Below are 15448 nucleotides of genomic sequence, written 5' to 3' on the forward strand. Positions count from 1 at the left end.
CTCTTTGAACAATTCAAATGTGAATGGAGATATTAACATGGATGAATCTTGTTATTTTTGCGAGTACAAATACAGATATAAACACAACTCCAATCCAGTTTGGGTGGTTGCCACGAGAGTCGACGATAACGACCCTTATGCGTGGGAATTTTACGCGAATGAAGATAGTACGGAAATCGATTTCCATGTAACAAAGGTCGCCAAAATCTCTTATGAGGAATATGAGAGATTGCGCGAATTAAATATACATGACTAAATAAAAAGACCCCGTTTGGCGACGGAGTCTCATCGATCAGTGAGCAGGCCTTTAGAGTGCCTGCTTTTTTATTTTTTAAAATAATGAAGCCCGCACAACCAAACTATAATATTTATAAGGTTACATACTGTTGGAAATTATGGTAATTTACTGTTTGTTAAGGAGGGGTTTTATGCGAGATTTAACAAAGGATTGGATTTACATATTGTTACTAGGTGCTGTAACTTTTATGTACTTCTTTGTCGACGGACTGTCTGATGAAGTAAAAGGTATAGTGACTTTTACCGTCTTTGTAATTATGGTTTTACTTAAATTTGTAGTTAAAAACAAGGAGGATAAGTAATCAAATGTCTAAAAAAAATAAGTTTTTGTCAATTGCAATGTCTATGGTCCTTTTATTTTCCACACTTTTCATACCAATGGGGTCTGCTAATGCTGAAGAATTGAGTGAAGATGAATATGCGATGATTGAGATGTTATCAGCTATCGAGAACATGCCTGACGAAGTTATTGCACAAGGATCTGAAGCCATAGAAGAGTATTTAAATCAAGAAGTAGATTTCCCAATTAAATCTGCAACTCCTATAAAAAATAGCGGATTATCAACTAGATCGATGAACTCATTAGAAATCATTGGGTGTGCATCTGCTATTGGTGGAGCACTCGTAACTAACCTCACCCCTGCTAAGGTTCTTAAGGCTAAGGCAGCAATTAAAGCTGTCGGTGGAGCTACTACTTTCGTCAAGAGACTGAAACCGTACTATACCATGTCAAGAGAAGACGGAATGAGCAAGAGTAAGGCGATGCGTCAAGCAGTCTCTATGGCAGCTCAAGATGCGGGTCCTGAGACTGTAAAAGCATTATCTGAACTTTTTGCAATTGGTTCGGTTTTAGGCGCATGCTCAGCGGCCCTTGGTTAAAAAAGACCCCGTTAGCGCGGAGTCTAGTAGATTGGAGCGGATACTGACGTATTCGCTCTTTTTTATGGCGTGAGAATTTCTTGGCGGCGGCTGGGCAATTGGCGTTACCCGCTGCAGGAGGCATATTTGGCGTTACCCGCTGCAGGAGGCATATTTGGCGCTATGCCGTCGTTATATCGGTTAATATAACGCGTATATTGCCCGCTACGTACGTATCATCGTCAGTCTTACTCATGTGGCGGTCAATAATCGAGTCATCAACGCAATCCAATCCAATTAGACGTTTGGCGACGTCTAGGACGATTGTCAGCGCTAGGTTTCGGGATAATTCTTCACCTTCCAGCGGTCCATCCCGCTCATCGTAGTCAACTCGCCAACCGTAAGTACCGCTCTCTTGGTAAACTCCGGACCAGTCTAAGCTGTATCGGGCGATGTGAGTGATTATTTGGAAATCACACATAAAATCCACCTCCGTGATCAACGAACAAGAATGGATAAACGACGAGTGTCAGCTATTGTGCGTCCAAGCAAGTCGGCAACCACTTTAACTCCTGCCCAATGTACTGATACATCAGTATAAATGTAGAATAAACCCGGTCTTACTTGCTCAATTCGACGAACCTCTGCATTGTTGTGCGCCATTTGATGTGCCTCCTTGTTATTGTTACACCAAATGTACACCATATGTGCGCACACTGTCTAGTTATTATTTTTATTTATTGAATCTTTTTTGACTCCATTGCCGTAAAATAGACTTATATAGCACCAGAGGAGGAATCACCATGAGTAAAAAAGAGCCACAACAAAAGACGCCGCACGTTGAGCCGAACCGCGCTCGCAAGCGAAAACAATTCACTCTATCGGACATAAGCCGTGAACGCCTGGAATATTTGAAGAAGTACCACGGGACATCCGAGAGTGCAATCGTGGATATGGCGATCAGCCAGTTTTACGTCCACACGATCAACGACATCAAGCCGCTCAAAGACAAAGAGTGATCACCAATCCAACGCCCCAGCGCTTATATCGCGTTTGAGGGCGTTTTTCGTCGTGTATTTATTGAGAAAAACAGCGCCACGCCTGCGGATAAGGATTAGATATTGGCGAGCGGGATAGGGCGTTTTCTTACGGAGTTTGTCGAGGTAAAAGCGGTATGTCGGTCATGAACGTCAACAGACGCCTCAGGACGCCGTATAAGCGTTTCTAACGTTGATTACATACAAATACTAGGTAAATCGTTAGAAGCGCTTAGAACGCCTCCTAGACGCCTTAAATGACGATTGTGTACATACATTGTGCGTCAAAAGTGATTTTTGATGTGCGGTATTTTTCGTAAGAGTGCGTGATTGGGCGGAAAATGACGGGTGGGGGCGGGGTGGAGCGACACTGATCGTGGGGAACGGGACCAACGAAGTCAAACATGATTTTTGGTGCGCGGGTTTGTGGTGGCGAAGATAGACGGTCGGAGACGGTGCTGGATGGGGCGCAGCGGTATCCCCGGTATGTATATCGTATTCACCGATATTCATTCGTTTTATCGGATAATCGCCAGTCTTACCGATAATATATCTTATGTAATCTCTTGTCTGCTTGCAAAACGTTGGTGTTAAGCCATTCCGTTGATTGCCGAGAATTATGCGGTTAACCGCCTATTGTATACAGCAAACGCTTACCATGTCACAAACGGCTTCACATCGCCATTTATCGGTATTATCGGTAGTTGCCGAGATGTATACTGACCGAACATCTCCGTCTCGATATCGTCTGCATAAAATTCTGCATACTCGGCGCCGTATACAGTCACCATGATCACCGTAATATTCACTGTAAATCACGGTCAGGTAGCAGTAGGAATGGCGTAGTGGCGCGGATAGTGGCGGATATGGCGATTGTGACCGGTGATTCTCGCCTCAAAAAGATTTACGAGGGTCTCCGTAGGAAGCGCTCTGCGGACAAAATAGTGCGGTTTGCACAGTAGTCCCCGTTACCCTTCGCCATATCGCGCTCCAATCCCTTCTATTAAGGCGAGACGCTCCGCCGCCCTACGCCGTCCTCCGAAGGTATTCCGACACATACCGGACTCAGACCGCCAACAAGCGCTCCATCTTCCGGAGTCCCTTACTTCGGTTGCTAGCGAAGGTGTTAGCAGCGTCAATTACCGCTAGCCGTATCTTGATATCTTCCGGCGTCAAACGGATCTCCTCGCGATTCGTCGTCACAACGGCGATTTTGCTTCCGATCAGTCCGTTGACTTGCAACAGTAGCTTTGCAGCAGCGGCGTTACCGTCATTGATCACGGCGTCGGCCATCGCCTCTAGCATTTCCGGCAACCGGTCGGCACTGACGGCAATTACCGCTTGCTTGTAGGCGTCCTCGAACAACGTCTGACGGCGCCAAGCACGTACCGTATTACGGTGTACCCCGCATGCCTCCGCGATTTGGATGTCCGTCATTGGGCGACCGTTGCTGTCACCGAGCGTCATGTACTGGATTGCCTGGTGTTGAGCGACACTTAGCGTCGTTTTCGGCTTTGGACCGGGCTTCGCTTTGCCGTTGTAGCGCTGATCTGTAACTCTGATATGTGTAGCCATGTTTGTTGGCTCCTTTTTGTTGGATTATGCGGCCGCAATCACCGCCATTTCTTTCGAAACTAAGTCGCAGTATGTACGAACGAAGTAGCCTACGATGTTCTTCACGCCGTAATGCTTGGCAACGTAGGCTGTGCGGACGGCTGCGGATTGTAAGCATTTCAAATACGCCGGGCTTGTTAGCGACCAGCGAACGAGATATGGCGTCATTTCGACGTCTTGTACGTGTTTGAATAGAGCGTCACGTAAGGCGACACCGTTATTGGCAAATAACTCGACAAACTTCCGGTCAGAGAGACGGAGGGCGTTAGTCGCGTAAACAATCTCTTCCGGGATGTCGTAGGCGCTCGCCAATTCTTTCTTCGTCACACTAGCGACTGCTGGACGCTGACTGTCGGTTTGTTCGAATGTATTTGTATTTAAGATTTTATGGTTTATAACAGGCTTTTTAGGGGGGACATTTCGGTGGGACACCTTGGTAGGACGTTGCTCTACCGGGCGTCGAACCAAACGAATCACATTCGCTGTTTGCCGTTTGTCACCAGTATTTCGACGCGCTGCGAAAATCTCGATGATTCCTAAGTCTGATAACTTCTTCAGTCCGCGCTGAATCGTCTTAGTTGAGCAGCCAAGTTGGGCCGCCATTGTTGTTTTTGTCATGTAAGCAACACCAAAATGCTTAACCATGAAGCCCGTGATCAGAAAGAATAGTTTTTTCTCGGTCTGGGTTAAGTCTTTGGAGTGTTTTTGGCGGTGGTAACGCGCCGATGCATTGACGTCTTCAACATTTGAATGGTTTACGAGGTTGGTAATTGCCTCTTCCGAAAGGATAACTGCAAACTGTGCCATTAAAATTGCCCCTTTATAGGACAAAAAAGCGCTCCCGATTCCATAGAAATCGAGAACGCTCAAGACAGGATTTGCATCAAAAATGTGCAAAATGTAGTCTGGTGGTTGAATTCCGAGTTTAAACTTTGTATTATTAGTACATAAACTAATAAACGAAGTCCGGAAAAGCGTTGTCGATGGTGTGTTCATCGGGGACGTCCTTATCTCACTGCTACCAACAGTGACTAAGGCCGGGCTTTTTTGTCGTTCAATTTGTTAGATACAGTGTACCGCTTCCATCCCCAACCATGCAACTATTTTCAGATTATTTTCAGGCAATGCTTAAAGTTAGTGTTTTATTTCACCTACCATTACGGTGATTGAAATAATTAAGGGGCAGATGAAAAAAGCCTGATCTTATTCAGATCAGGCTGATTTCTCTATCTTTTTATCCTTTGATGACTAGACCATATCTATTTTTCAATCGTGTAGAAGAATCTTGAATTGGGTTTTTCTCAACATTAGTCATACCTCTTTCTTTTAATAGAGCAATGACCTGGTTTTGTAGCTGCTGCTTTGAATTAGTAGTGGTTTTTGTGTATGTGCTCGATAGCATCTTGGACACTCCCGTCTTTTTTATTAAGCTTAAATGAAGACTCAACCAACGAATTCGCTTGTAACAGTGCTTCAAATTGAGAAATGATTTCATCTACCATTATATCTTTTTTAAGTATATCACTGTCTAAGACAATTAAGAAAATCTTCTTTGCCCCTTTTACAGATTCAGATTTAATTGTAACATACAATCTATTATCTTTACTGTTATTACTGCCTCGATATCCAAATAAGTGTTGCTCTTTCAGTTTTAATAAATCCGAATAGATAATTGCTGTGAAAATCCCTATACGTTTATCGGGCTTACTAGATTCCCCATTCAGAAGCAAATCTTGTAGTTCTTCTACAGTAAAGTTGACCTGTCCATATTCTTTAATCTCTGATACTAATAAATTCCATAAAGCTAATTCATAAGAAGGATCAACCGCACTGTCTTTTATTCGTGTAGAAAGACTGTCTAACACAGTGAAAGCCTCTACCGCATTGTTATGAAGTCTCAATGAAAGAAGTGACTTTGAAATTCTTATAATATCAGATTTATTATAATGATAATAGTTTTGGATTACGGCATTTATATCTATCGACTCTTGAACCGCACCGTATTCATACTCCAACTTTATTGTCTGCTTAGTCCTACTTGTTGAAAAAATACTATAGTTATACACCTGAACTCCTAAAACATAGGGCGTATATCGTGTGAATTCCGAAAAAAAATCTTTGTATCTAGCCTCTATTTCATGATTTTTTAGTCTTTTATAAGAATAGATCAAATCTTTTGTGTCTTTTTCCAGAGAAGAAGATAAATCGTTAATAATTCTATCTTTCCCATCAAGTCTCCACGTAAACAAAAAAGAAATAGAAAATAGTATAAAAAAAAGTGCTTGTTCGGTTGGATTGAATCTATCGGAAACAAACGAATAGAGCGTAGCTGCAAAGGCAACGATAGCAAGCCCATATCCTATAGTCTTTTGTACATAAGTTCTTCTTTTTCTATGCTGTGATTCATCCTCTTTGGATAGATAGTGAATTTTTAAGATTAGGCTCTCTATGGATTCTATAAATTTTGACATAACCTTGCCTCCCTTTCCATAAAGTATAAAGTAAAAGTAAATTTTATAGGTTATTTAGGGTGATTTTATAAAAGAAAAGCGCCAACCATTAAGGGCGACGCAAAGCAGAGATATAGCACGATTGTTCAGGTGTCACAAATATTCGACTTTCTCTAATGATAATTGTGTAGCGAACACCCCGTCGGCATCGACTAAGTCTCCGGCGAATCCGCCCAGAGCGTAAATCTCGTCACGATTGTCGTCTTGCCCGGCGGTCTATACTCAAGCGTTATTTTGGGCGCTCTAGGCGATATACTTATCTTTCCGTTCATCTCCGTCCTCCTTTTGCCAAATTTAAAAGGCGCCCAATCCGGACGCCCTCGTTAATCTTCGTATGTTATGTCGAAATCCCAACGGAAAAGCCCGTCAATGTCGTAGTTAATTGCTCCACTCTCAAATTCGGACCAATAAACCCGCCAATATTCGACTACCGCACCCCGACTGCGATCTATCAGCGCACAAGCCGCGGAACCAGTTAGGTTACCGTCAATACCGCCTATGTCTCTAATCTCGTCACTTGTAATGCCGTATTTCTCCGTCAATCTCAACAATTCATCGTCATGTAACACATATCTCACGTTATCCATTTCACACCTCCACGCCCATCTTAACAGGCGTAACCATGCGAAAGATAACGTTTCATTAGCGTCATAAAGCGTAATTCACTGACGATTAAGTACGCATCTGACACGTTCCAAAAAGAACGTTACTCAAAAGAACAATAGACATCACACAACCTACCAAAAATGGGTTACAATAATCTGGCAGGCCTCTCTCGGAGGGCACTTGACGATATCATCTCATTCTGGCTCGAACAGATTTCGGGTTTGTTGGGAATGGGGTGATATGATGTTAGAGATGTTCTTTGTCGCAGTATCGGCAGTAGCTGATTTTTACAACCATGTTGACTGGGTTCGTGCGAACGATTTTATGACTTTTGTTCAAACGACGCTTGAAACGTGCTTAGTGATTGGCCGTATGCAAGAAAATGGCGACAAAAAAGACGATCAAGGCTCGTCACAGTCTTAATCGTCTACTCTAGATTGCTTTAGTTTTGGCCGTCGATTCCGAGTTTGCTGAGAGAATCGGCGGAGTTACGTTCGACAGAATGTGATTGGTCATTCTCGACGAGATTGTGCCTGTTAAGCCATCGTAGTTAGCGCTACGGTGGTTTTTTTGCGTGTACACAAAATAATTGTATACAGCATTGACACACCTCTATGATAACTGACCAATCACTAGCATTCAAGAAGAATCATACAAGTCGCAGGCTACAACATGTAGTAACATGGTGATTTATGCCTGTTATTTTTGGAGTTCCCGTAATTCTGGCGAGTTAACCATTGTCAGTGGTGAGATGTCGCTACCGATACCTCATAATAAGTATGCGAGAACTGTACCTTATTTACGGTCCAACCCTTTGATTCAGCTCAGTCGCCCCGAAATTCTCACAAAACGAACGGCACAACGCGAAATAGTCTGCAATGCTGTCGCTATCTTTACCACAAGACAACGCCTTAGCTTCCGCTCGTTCCAACGTATCCGCTGTTGGCTTTTTAGTCGCGCCCTTGCCTAACTCTAACGCCACGTAACGGGCATCAATCGCCTCTCTAGTTACATCAAAACGCTCCTTCCGCTCCATAACCTCGACACTGTGCTCCAAGTAGTTCCCGGTATCTGATTGTAGGATTCTCACGCTTCCGTCACCTCCGAAGTATCGAAGTCAATAGATTTCCGACCATCCGATACCATGATCACATCTTCGTATTGCTGTAATTCTGATGACCGGGCTACTTCAACATCACTGATCCGACCATTTTTACGGCCAGCGACGTAACCCGCGAACATATCTTGCTGCAACGCATCTAAGAACATTCCGTATACCTTAGGTTTCTCGAGCGCTAGTTTAGCATTGGCGCCTCCGGAACGTAAATTGGCGCCGGCTAGTTGGGTTTGTTCGGAAATGGCGCTTTCATGCAATCCTTTTACATAAAGAGGCTGATCGAAGAATACAGCATTATCTAATAGTACTTTCGCTTCATGTTGCTCCGGTGTATAACGTCCCTCTTCTAGACGGGATAAAACCCGATTTAAGTTAGCTAAATTGGTAGATTTATCGTTATTAGCCAACTTGCTATCATTGACTCGGCTATATCCGTCTAGAATTGCATCGATATCAACCTGGCGACATAAGTGCACGTTATCTCCGACTACTTCCAACAAATTATCAATCGTCTTAAAGAGTTGACTAGCGCTTGTGGCCGTTCTTGTTGCGATTTTCATCTCTAATGCTGCAGAATCAAATAATTGTTGTTGTGTACTACTTGGTTTAGGCAGTTCCGCACCTAAAACTTCATCAACGGCACTTTTAAGGGAGTTTTTAACGCGAACGCGCTTATCGTCCAAAACAGATTGGATGCCCACGATCCGTCCAAAAACGCGACTATACTCTTTGAGCCTCGCTTTCTCACCTTCTGCGCCTTTATAGATTGGATTGGCATTGATGACCGTATATCTTGATGCAAGGGTCTGCTTAGCTGCCAATAGTTCTCTGGTTAAACCGCCACCAAATTTCCAGTCGTAGATTTCTTGCTTGATTTGTATAATTTGGTCCAATTTTAACTTTGCCATCTTGGGCACCGTCCTTTTCGTTGTTCCCGCACGTTTTGGCGCGGGTTTGGGTTGTACTGTCGCTGACTTTGCCGTCACTAACCGGTTAGGCTGGCGCGGGTAAGATATCGTCCTACTCATAGCGGAACACCACGCGATCTCCATAGAATCGTTCAATCCCGGACAATTCCGGGCTGACAACGATATACTCCGGCTTAATTGATGGCAACGGTGCAATCCAGTCGCCATCCTCGTCACGGTACGGCTCGAAGTCGTCCTCGTCGCCATCCGAGCGCAGGATGTCGTCCAGCAACAGCCGCGCCATTTCGAGCGGAGTCGGGCTGATTACCGGATGGACGCGCTCTTTGGCGTAGTCATCATAAAAACTCGCCACCCCGACGCCAAAAGGCATCTTCCGGGCGGCCGCTGCCGTCATTTGGTCGCTAGTGATACGGACCAGCTCGCATTTATGGTCATACGATAGTCGCCGCATGATCAGTAGCCTCGCTTTTGCAACTGTCGTTGGCGGGATTCACGCTTCTTCAGCGCCGCCTCGAGCTTTAACTCGTTCAATCGTCGCTTAAAGTCTTTGGTGCGCTCTGTTGGCGCAGAATGATTGTTCTTCATGCGGGCACCTCCGTTGGTTCCTCATTCAGTCGCCACATTAGCGTGGTATAGTCTTCCTCAAACACCAATTTCTTGCCCTCAAAGCGGCACTTGGACCCATAAACGAACTCACCGCGGCTTAAAAACTCTTCGTACATCAGCAAATCGTCAGCAATCTCGATTTTTTCCGGAATGGGACGCCCTTTCGCTTGAGCCAATGCATCAAAATAAGCGATTACGTCCGCTTTCGTCTTACCTCGGAAGGCGTACGCTGGGTAGCGCTCATTTTCGTTCCAGACGGGCCTTGCGAACAAAGCGTAATATTCCGCTAAAGTGCGCTTCCCTTTACGAGAATTAGCGCCACGACGCGCAAAAGCGAGATTTGATAAGTCATTGATCGACGTCTCGCCGATGATACTCACAGGGTGCAAGTGGTCCACGCTTATTTCCTCGACATTCGTGAAAGGTCGTCCAGTAAGCGCGCAGACGGCGTCCTGCAACGCCAGTAAGTCGTCGAGTTGTCGTTTTGTCGGTTTGGTCTCACTTCCGGGAAAACGACGTCGGGTTGCATAGGCAGCGGTCGATACACGGCCATTTAGTGATCTGCGATACTTCCGATAGTATTCAGCCTTAGTCTTGCTTTTAGTAGATTGCATTCAAGCAGGCACTTCCTTTCGAGTTTAGGTTCGTTCGATTTTAGATTGGTTGACATAATATGCACTTATGCACCCGAAAGTGAGTACAATCGAGCGCACAAGTGCACGGAGGTTATACATAAAGAGGATATTCGGACACTTTTCTTTGTTTTTAGAGGCTTCAGCTACCACTATTTTTAGGCGGGTAATTGATTGTTTTTTGCCTGTTTGACGAGCTGGCGGTCATAAAGCTCCCTTGTCGATTCTTTGATTGGTGCCGTCTTAGTAGTCCCGTCCGGATTGGCCGACGACAACTTGCGATGAGCCTCGCAACAGTGCCGAGCACTAGCGTTCTGAACGCGAAGTACGGATTTCCGGGCATCATGAGCCAAAAACTTCTTACCGCTTCGTGCCGTGAGGTGCCATCCGTCCGCTTGCAAGTCATCTAGATCAGCTTTGACGTCGCCAGCGTGCAGCCAAACCGTCTCGCAACCCTTCGTTGAGCACACTGAGCGCCCGACATAGCGCAGTGATTCCGACAATTCCTCATGCTCGCGGAGGTGCTGGAGCTGCGTCGTGTGGTCCACGTGAATCAACTCTTCCTCGTAACCGTCGTCTTCGAGCGTAATTTCCGCCACTAGACCAAGTATCGCGGTTGACCGCAACAGGCGCTCGATCCTCGCAGGGTCCGAATGGCGCCCATCCAGCCAAGATTCGACGTGATCGCGGTATCGTTGCCTAGCCGTGCTTGTCTTGTGGATGGATGGCGGGTCCACCCACGGATGATTCGTGAATTTATCAGCGTTGAAGCGTTCGAAACCGCCAAGCAACGCCATCTTCTCGTCTGTCGGGGCGTCGCACAATGCTACGAACAGTCGCGCGACCTCGCGTAGTTCGTCGTCAGTCAGATATTCGCTCATTCAGTCACCCTTTCCAACCGTTGCGGCGTTGCAAACCGCCACCCAGTTTCCTGTAAGATTTGCACTACTTCTGCCTCGTGACGGAACTTCCTGAACGTAGACGGTGGCACTCCGATGGCGTCGCGCAAATCTTTCGTCCGGATTTCATCGCCGGAGAACTCCCTTAAGTACTGGTCTAGCTTTTCTGCGCTCGTATCTCGCTTTTTGGCTTTGTTACGGCGCAACCCCTTCAGCTTCAAATCAACGAATTTGGCGCCGGGTAGCTTGTTGGCGACAATGTCTCGTACGGCTGGCGGGAATCCGAACACGAATACAGTCGCCTTTTTCCCGTGGGCGTACCGGATGCGAGCCGCCGTTTGTAAGATGTAGACCGCAGCGGTACGGTCGACAAACGATTGAACGCGTGGATCGTCATACTCGATACCGTTGACGCCAATCTTGTATGAATCAATCACCGATTCCGACGTAAGGACCTCGACAATTGCCGTGTTAGTCCCGGCGGTCATGCTAAGTGGTCCGGAGATAACGGCAGCGGACAAATGACTAAACGAGTTATCAGAGCGCCCAGTATCAGCGATTTTCGACTCAAACTCTAGCCCTTCTTCTTCGAGTAATTCGATGTATTCGTCGTAAAATCGCTTATGGAAGGTAATGACCGGCATCTCGCCGTTAAGTCGCGGCCATACCTCGTCCTTCAAAATCTGTACAAACTGCCGCTTAGACTTTTCTTTCTCATGATGACTCTTGGAGAAAGTATTGTAGTTTGAGTAATAGATCGTGACGTTCGAGTAGTCCGTTTCGTCATTGAGCGCCAATTGCTGGAGTCCCGGCAAGTCCAAGTATCGCGGGTCAACGTCAGCGGTAAAATCAAAGCAAATCATGGGCAAGTCTGACGCCAAATCAGCCAACGAGTATACGACATGACCGGTGAGCATCGGGACTCGGCTTCCGCCGACCATATGGTGGACCCTACTGACCTGCAATCCCGCCCTAATGGCGCTCTCCACTGCGGTAAGGCGCTCTAATACGTCATAACCGAGTATTGATTTGACGGCGATATTGAGCGTTGTTGGTGCAAAGAACCCAGGATTAAGCGCCCCAAAGCGCGGTGTAGTGTGGCGGGCCACTTCGAATTTGCCGAACTCGTCTCGGAACTCTTTAATTTGCTCGATTGCAGCGGTGACAAAACTTGAGTGGTACTTGCGCTTCATCCGCTCAGCGACGAAATGTAGGTCCTCGATTAGCTTGTCGACGTCAGCCAGCGTAAATTCGTGCTGAATAATGAGATTCGGTACCTCGTCGACGATAATTTGACGCCGAATCCCGCCATTACCGCGCTTACCGACGCCAGCCACACGACGGTCGAACATATCGCGATGCTTGTCGCTCATTAGCGATTGTTGGAACATCGAGTGGGTCATCACGATAACGTTTTGGAAACGAGCTTTGTCGAACTGGTCACGGTATGCAGCGGGTGAAGCGCAGTCACGTAGCCCTTTTACCGCCATCGCGCTACCGGGTGATACCTCGTTGATAGCGGCGACTAGCGCTGTTACCTCGTCCTTCAGCAATTTGACGACCAATAGCGGTCGGTCCGAGCGGTGGGCAACGGACTTGGCGAACTCTTCGATCATGACGGACTTACCGAATCCGGCCGCGGCAGGAATAGCGACTTGATGAGCGGTTTTGCCGTCATATTGATGTAGTACGTCAGCAATCTTTATCGCTTGGATGCTGTGATTATTAGAGACGTGGACGCCGTAAGATTGCATCTTATTAAGCCATGCATCGGTCAACGTGGCCACCGGTTGGGTATTTGTTGTTTGTAGCATTTGATAACCTCCAGTGCGCTTCACCATACAAACCTAGCGAGTATCGTTACACTCCCTCGCACGAATCGTAAAAAGCGCTAAAGTTTTCTAGTAAGAGAAATAGATAAGCGGAATATTTAACGGCTGATACGGTATATATCTTGCTGACAATGTTTCAATTTATTGAAACCGATGAAATCGACATGGTAAGGCTCTGTGGAACTATTTGAGCTGTATCCCATTAACAACAGCGTCGTACTGACGTTGCAAACCTTCGACGAGTTTGCGGTGATATTCCGGTCGGCGTTCGAACGTGCAGCGGCCAAAGCCGTAGTCCCTGACGGTACCTTCCGGGATGCCGGACAACTCCGCCACTTCCCGGTAACTCATCCGTAGGTGCTGACGGACGGCTTCGAATTGCTGCGGGGTTAGTCGTTTGCTTATATCGAGCATTGATCAACGTCCTTTCTCAATCGTCGTGATTGATAGAAATTAAATGAGCGTCAGGCTGTCGCCCGTAGTCTCACTGTATATAGGGCAGATTTTCGAAAATTATCCATTTTCGGCGGAAATTTCTCTGCCGACACACTATATAACCGTCTCACTTCGCAAATTTGCAGGTTTTGGCGAAAATAAAAAGCCACTCGTTGAGTCGCTCATAAATATATTGACGGTTTATTTTCATTTTCATCACTTACCGCCAATTTAATCGTAAAATGTTTGCACCACGTTTTTACACGCGACTAATCGTTTTAATTTTGCCGCCGCTCGTTATCGTCGATAGACCCCAAAAAAGCACCCCCAAAATGGAAGGTGCGTAAATGGGCACTGTCGTGATTTTGTTCTTGTTGAAGCGGGTGATATAATCAAGATGCACTTTGGATAATGGAGGATGAAAATTCAATTGTGCAGACAAACTAAAGATAACGGTAAAGATCAGTACTTCACTATCAGAATCAAAAAAAGCTATGTAACGTGGGTCACTGACCCTACCAGTCGATTTCGAAATACGATGTCGTTTGTAGCTGATATTTTTACGATTCTTGTTATTTTGGTGCCTCTGCTCATATCCTTATTATTTAATTAAAAAGAGACGGCTTCGGTCGTTTTTTTATTTGTTCAAATTACAGTTCTCCATGATAAGCTAGTGACACATAGCAACGTTGGAGCACTAAGAACGGAGGTTATAGCGGTGGGAATCGACAGAATTACATACAGAAGCGCACAGTTATGCGAAGAATTGAGTATCAAGCCGTCGACGTTACGGAAGTGGGCGCTATTGTTGCAGGACGCTGGGCACAAGTTCCGCCACGATGCGCACGGACGCCGGATTTACGATGACGCCGATCTAGCGCTAATGCGCGAATTTCAAAAGTTGAAAGCTATAAATGGCGCTACGGTTACAAGTGCCGCAAAAGACGCTGTATCAACGATTAATAGTCGCCAAAGCGTCCGAACCGCTCCCGATATAGCAGGCGAAAACTTGCCAGCGATACCGAACGAGGACCTTCTACTGGCGCTACAAAAGTTGTCACAGGATAACGAAGAACTAAAGCGTCAAAACGCCGAACAGTTGCAATTAATGAACTCAATGTCCGAACGTATAGCACGATTGGAGCAGTACGAAGAGAACAAAGAATTAGCATTACAGCAGTCTTTAGCGGCAATTGAAGAGAACACTAGGAAGAAAGACGTAGCAGAAGTAGCGCCAGTAAAACGCTCATGGCTCGACAAGTTGATGGGGCGCAACGGAGCAGATTGAGGGATTTTTTGGTAAAAACTCAAACTGTTCAATTAAATCACCGATATAACCTCTGAGGGATTAGACGCATTAAGTCAATATTGTCGATTGCTCATACATAGAAAGGGTGGATTACAATGGAATTTTCAAAAGACAAATTACGAAGTAATTTTCTTGAAGATGTAATGGTAGGAATTTCACAGGGTGTTATTACGAATGAGGAAGCAAACGAAATCTTTGATGAGATCTACGAAAATGACGAATTATCTAAGTACATTCGCTTGGGAGATAAAATGGAATCGTATCACGACATGTTTCTAGGTTACGATTTGGTTAGTAGAGGTAAGACATACACAGAAATCTTTAACGAGTGGAAAGACATCCACCAAAGTGAAATCGCTACGGTGAAAAAAATTGATAAAGTTGAATTAAAAAGAATGTATGTATACGTAATTGCTACGCATTATAGTGATGATTATTCCACACTTGAAGAAGAGATGTATCGCAAAGGAAACAACGATTATTACCTGATTCTTTCTCGTCGATAATCATTGTTTAAAACTATTAGTAAAAAAAGTAGTCGCCCTGACGGCTACTTTTTGTTTAGACAAAAATTTACCGGCACATTTCGTGCCATTTCCGGCATTTTGATGCTATCACCGAAACGCTAGGCTCTGCCTAGCCTATCAGCGCCAGTGATAGCAGTTTCCCCTTATGCTCTTTGAACAATTCAAATGTGAATGGAGATATTAACATGGATGAATCTTGTTATTTTTGCGAGTACAAATACAGATATAAACACAACTCCA

17 protein-coding genes and 1 pseudogene are annotated in these 15448 nt (G+C 45.5%); 7 read left to right on the forward strand and 11 right to left on the reverse strand.

Annotated elements, in window-relative coordinates; translation table 11 throughout:
* Together F3H97_RS15010 and F3H97_RS00670 are read left to right on the forward strand one after the other, a co-directional pair.
* The coding region (locus tag F3H97_RS15010; protein WP_230872778.1) for a hypothetical protein at nucleotides 1-256 on the forward strand (256 nt) is incomplete at its 5' end.
* A gap of 347 nt (nucleotides 257-603) precedes the next feature.
* Nucleotides 604-1176, forward strand: a complete 573-nt coding sequence (locus F3H97_RS00670; protein WP_196430289.1) for a hypothetical protein — start codon at nucleotides 604-606, stop codon at nucleotides 1174-1176.
* A gap of 477 nt (nucleotides 1177-1653) precedes the next feature.
* On the opposite strand, the gene F3H97_RS00675 is transcribed toward F3H97_RS00670, so the two are convergent.
* Nucleotides 1654-1818, reverse strand: coding sequence for a hypothetical protein (locus F3H97_RS00675; protein ID WP_196430290.1), 165 nt, complete (start codon nucleotides 1816-1818; stop codon nucleotides 1654-1656).
* A gap of 140 nt (nucleotides 1819-1958) precedes the next feature.
* On the opposite strand from F3H97_RS00675, the gene F3H97_RS00680 reads away from it, so the two are divergent.
* Nucleotides 1959-2174 (forward strand): hypothetical protein, encoded by a 216-nt coding sequence (locus tag F3H97_RS00680; protein WP_196430291.1) that lies wholly within the window; start codon nucleotides 1959-1961, stop codon nucleotides 2172-2174.
* A gap of 1083 nt (nucleotides 2175-3257) precedes the next feature.
* On the opposite strand, the gene F3H97_RS00685 is transcribed toward F3H97_RS00680, so the two are convergent.
* From F3H97_RS00685 to F3H97_RS00695, 3 genes are all read right to left on the reverse strand, one after another.
* Entirely contained in the window at nucleotides 3258-3767 is a 510-nt protein-coding gene (locus F3H97_RS00685; protein ID WP_196430292.1) for a hypothetical protein, read from the reverse strand.
* Nucleotides 3768-3791: 24 nt separating this feature from the next.
* Entirely contained in the window at nucleotides 3792-4802 is a 1011-nt protein-coding gene (locus tag F3H97_RS00690) for a helix-turn-helix domain-containing protein (protein ID WP_196430293.1), read from the reverse strand.
* A gap of 371 nt (nucleotides 4803-5173) precedes the next feature.
* Nucleotides 5174-6277, reverse strand: coding sequence for a hypothetical protein (locus tag F3H97_RS00695; protein WP_196430294.1), 1104 nt, complete (start codon nucleotides 6275-6277; stop codon nucleotides 5174-5176).
* Between the two features lie 888 nt (nucleotides 6278-7165).
* Here F3H97_RS00695 and F3H97_RS00700 point away from each other — a divergent pair.
* Complete coding sequence (locus tag F3H97_RS00700; RefSeq protein WP_196430295.1) at nucleotides 7166-7345, forward strand: hypothetical protein; 180 nt, start codon at nucleotides 7166-7168, stop codon at nucleotides 7343-7345.
* Between the two features lie 376 nt (nucleotides 7346-7721).
* Here F3H97_RS00700 and F3H97_RS00705 read toward each other — a convergent pair whose 3' ends face one another.
* From F3H97_RS00705 to F3H97_RS00730, 7 genes are all read right to left on the reverse strand, one after another.
* Nucleotides 7722-8012: a hypothetical protein gene (locus F3H97_RS00705; RefSeq protein WP_196430296.1), complete on the reverse strand. Its 291-nt coding sequence runs from the start codon at nucleotides 8010-8012 to the stop codon at nucleotides 7722-7724.
* Nucleotides 8009-8947 (reverse strand): hypothetical protein, encoded by a 939-nt coding sequence (locus F3H97_RS00710; protein ID WP_196430297.1) that lies wholly within the window; start codon nucleotides 8945-8947, stop codon nucleotides 8009-8011. The genes F3H97_RS00705 and F3H97_RS00710 overlap by 4 nt, the downstream gene beginning before the upstream one ends.
* A 112-nt stretch (nucleotides 8948-9059) precedes the next feature.
* Nucleotides 9060-9419 (reverse strand): hypothetical protein, encoded by a 360-nt coding sequence (locus tag F3H97_RS00715; protein WP_196430298.1) that lies wholly within the window; start codon nucleotides 9417-9419, stop codon nucleotides 9060-9062.
* A 2-nt stretch (nucleotides 9420-9421) separates the two neighbouring features.
* Complete coding sequence (locus F3H97_RS15075; protein ID WP_255541900.1) at nucleotides 9422-9553, reverse strand: hypothetical protein; 132 nt, start codon at nucleotides 9551-9553, stop codon at nucleotides 9422-9424.
* Nucleotides 9550-10188 (reverse strand): hypothetical protein, encoded by a 639-nt coding sequence (locus F3H97_RS00720; protein ID WP_196430299.1) that lies wholly within the window; start codon nucleotides 10186-10188, stop codon nucleotides 9550-9552. Before F3H97_RS00720 ends, F3H97_RS15075 begins: the two co-directional genes overlap by 4 nt.
* Nucleotides 10189-10364: 176 nt before the next feature.
* The gene (locus F3H97_RS00725; RefSeq protein ID WP_196430300.1) at nucleotides 10365-10832 is read right to left on the reverse strand and encodes a hypothetical protein; all 468 of its coding nucleotides are present in this window, start codon (nucleotides 10830-10832) and stop codon (nucleotides 10365-10367) included.
* 251 nt (nucleotides 10833-11083) lie between these two features.
* Complete coding sequence (locus F3H97_RS00730; RefSeq protein WP_196430301.1) at nucleotides 11084-12859, reverse strand: hypothetical protein; 1776 nt, start codon at nucleotides 12857-12859, stop codon at nucleotides 11084-11086.
* Nucleotides 12860-14090: 1231 nt separating this feature from the next.
* Here F3H97_RS00730 and F3H97_RS15135 point away from each other — a divergent pair.
* The 3 genes and pseudogenes from F3H97_RS15135 to F3H97_RS00740 all read left to right on the forward strand — a co-directional run.
* Nucleotides 14091-14297 (forward strand): annotated as a pseudogene (locus F3H97_RS15135) (MerR family transcriptional regulator); the annotation flags it as partial.
* An 84-nt stretch (nucleotides 14298-14381) separates the two neighbouring features.
* On the forward strand, nucleotides 14382-14660 hold the full coding sequence (locus F3H97_RS15015; protein WP_230872779.1) for a hypothetical protein: 279 nt from the start codon (nucleotides 14382-14384) through the stop codon (nucleotides 14658-14660).
* A 116-nt stretch (nucleotides 14661-14776) separates the two neighbouring features.
* Entirely contained in the window at nucleotides 14777-15187 is a 411-nt protein-coding gene (locus F3H97_RS00740) for a hypothetical protein (RefSeq protein WP_196430303.1), read from the forward strand.
* Nucleotides 15188-15448 lie beyond the last annotated feature (261 nt).

This window comes from Exiguobacterium sp. SRB7LM, assembly GCF_015712685.1.
Classification (GTDB): domain Bacteria; phylum Bacillota; class Bacilli; order Exiguobacteriales; family Exiguobacteriaceae; genus Exiguobacterium; species Exiguobacterium profundum.

Excerpts from the sequence above, each read along its gene's own strand:
- F3H97_RS00710 (WP_196430297.1), bottom strand. The coding sequence starts at position 8,947 with ATGGCAAAGTTAAAATTGGACCAAATTATACAAATCAAGCAAGAAATC.
- F3H97_RS00700 (WP_196430295.1), top strand. The coding sequence starts at position 7,166 with ATGTTAGAGATGTTCTTTGTCGCAGTATCGGCAGTAGCTGATTTTTAC.
- F3H97_RS00695 (WP_196430294.1), bottom strand. The coding sequence starts at position 6,277 with ATGTCAAAATTTATAGAATCCATAGAGAGCCTAATCTTAAAAATTCAC.
- F3H97_RS00740 (WP_196430303.1), top strand. The coding sequence starts at position 14,777 with ATGGAATTTTCAAAAGACAAATTACGAAGTAATTTTCTTGAAGATGTA.
- F3H97_RS00690 (WP_196430293.1), bottom strand. The coding sequence starts at position 4,802 with ATGAACACACCATCGACAACGCTTTTCCGGACTTCGTTTATTAGTTTA.
- F3H97_RS00670 (WP_196430289.1), top strand. The coding sequence starts at position 604 with ATGTCTAAAAAAAATAAGTTTTTGTCAATTGCAATGTCTATGGTCCTT.
- F3H97_RS00685 (WP_196430292.1), bottom strand. The coding sequence starts at position 3,767 with ATGGCTACACATATCAGAGTTACAGATCAGCGCTACAACGGCAAAGCG.
- F3H97_RS00730 (WP_196430301.1), bottom strand. The coding sequence starts at position 12,859 with ATGCAATCTTACGGCGTCCACGTCTCTAATAATCACAGCATCCAAGCG.
- F3H97_RS15075 (WP_255541900.1), bottom strand. The coding sequence starts at position 9,553 with ATGAAGAACAATCATTCTGCGCCAACAGAGCGCACCAAAGACTTTAAG.
- F3H97_RS00680 (WP_196430291.1), top strand. The coding sequence starts at position 1,959 with ATGAGTAAAAAAGAGCCACAACAAAAGACGCCGCACGTTGAGCCGAAC.
- F3H97_RS00720 (WP_196430299.1), bottom strand. The coding sequence starts at position 10,188 with ATGCAATCTACTAAAAGCAAGACTAAGGCTGAATACTATCGGAAGTAT.
- F3H97_RS00675 (WP_196430290.1), bottom strand. The coding sequence starts at position 1,818 with ATGGCGCACAACAATGCAGAGGTTCGTCGAATTGAGCAAGTAAGACCG.
- F3H97_RS00715 (WP_196430298.1), bottom strand. The coding sequence starts at position 9,419 with ATGCGGCGACTATCGTATGACCATAAATGCGAGCTGGTCCGTATCACT.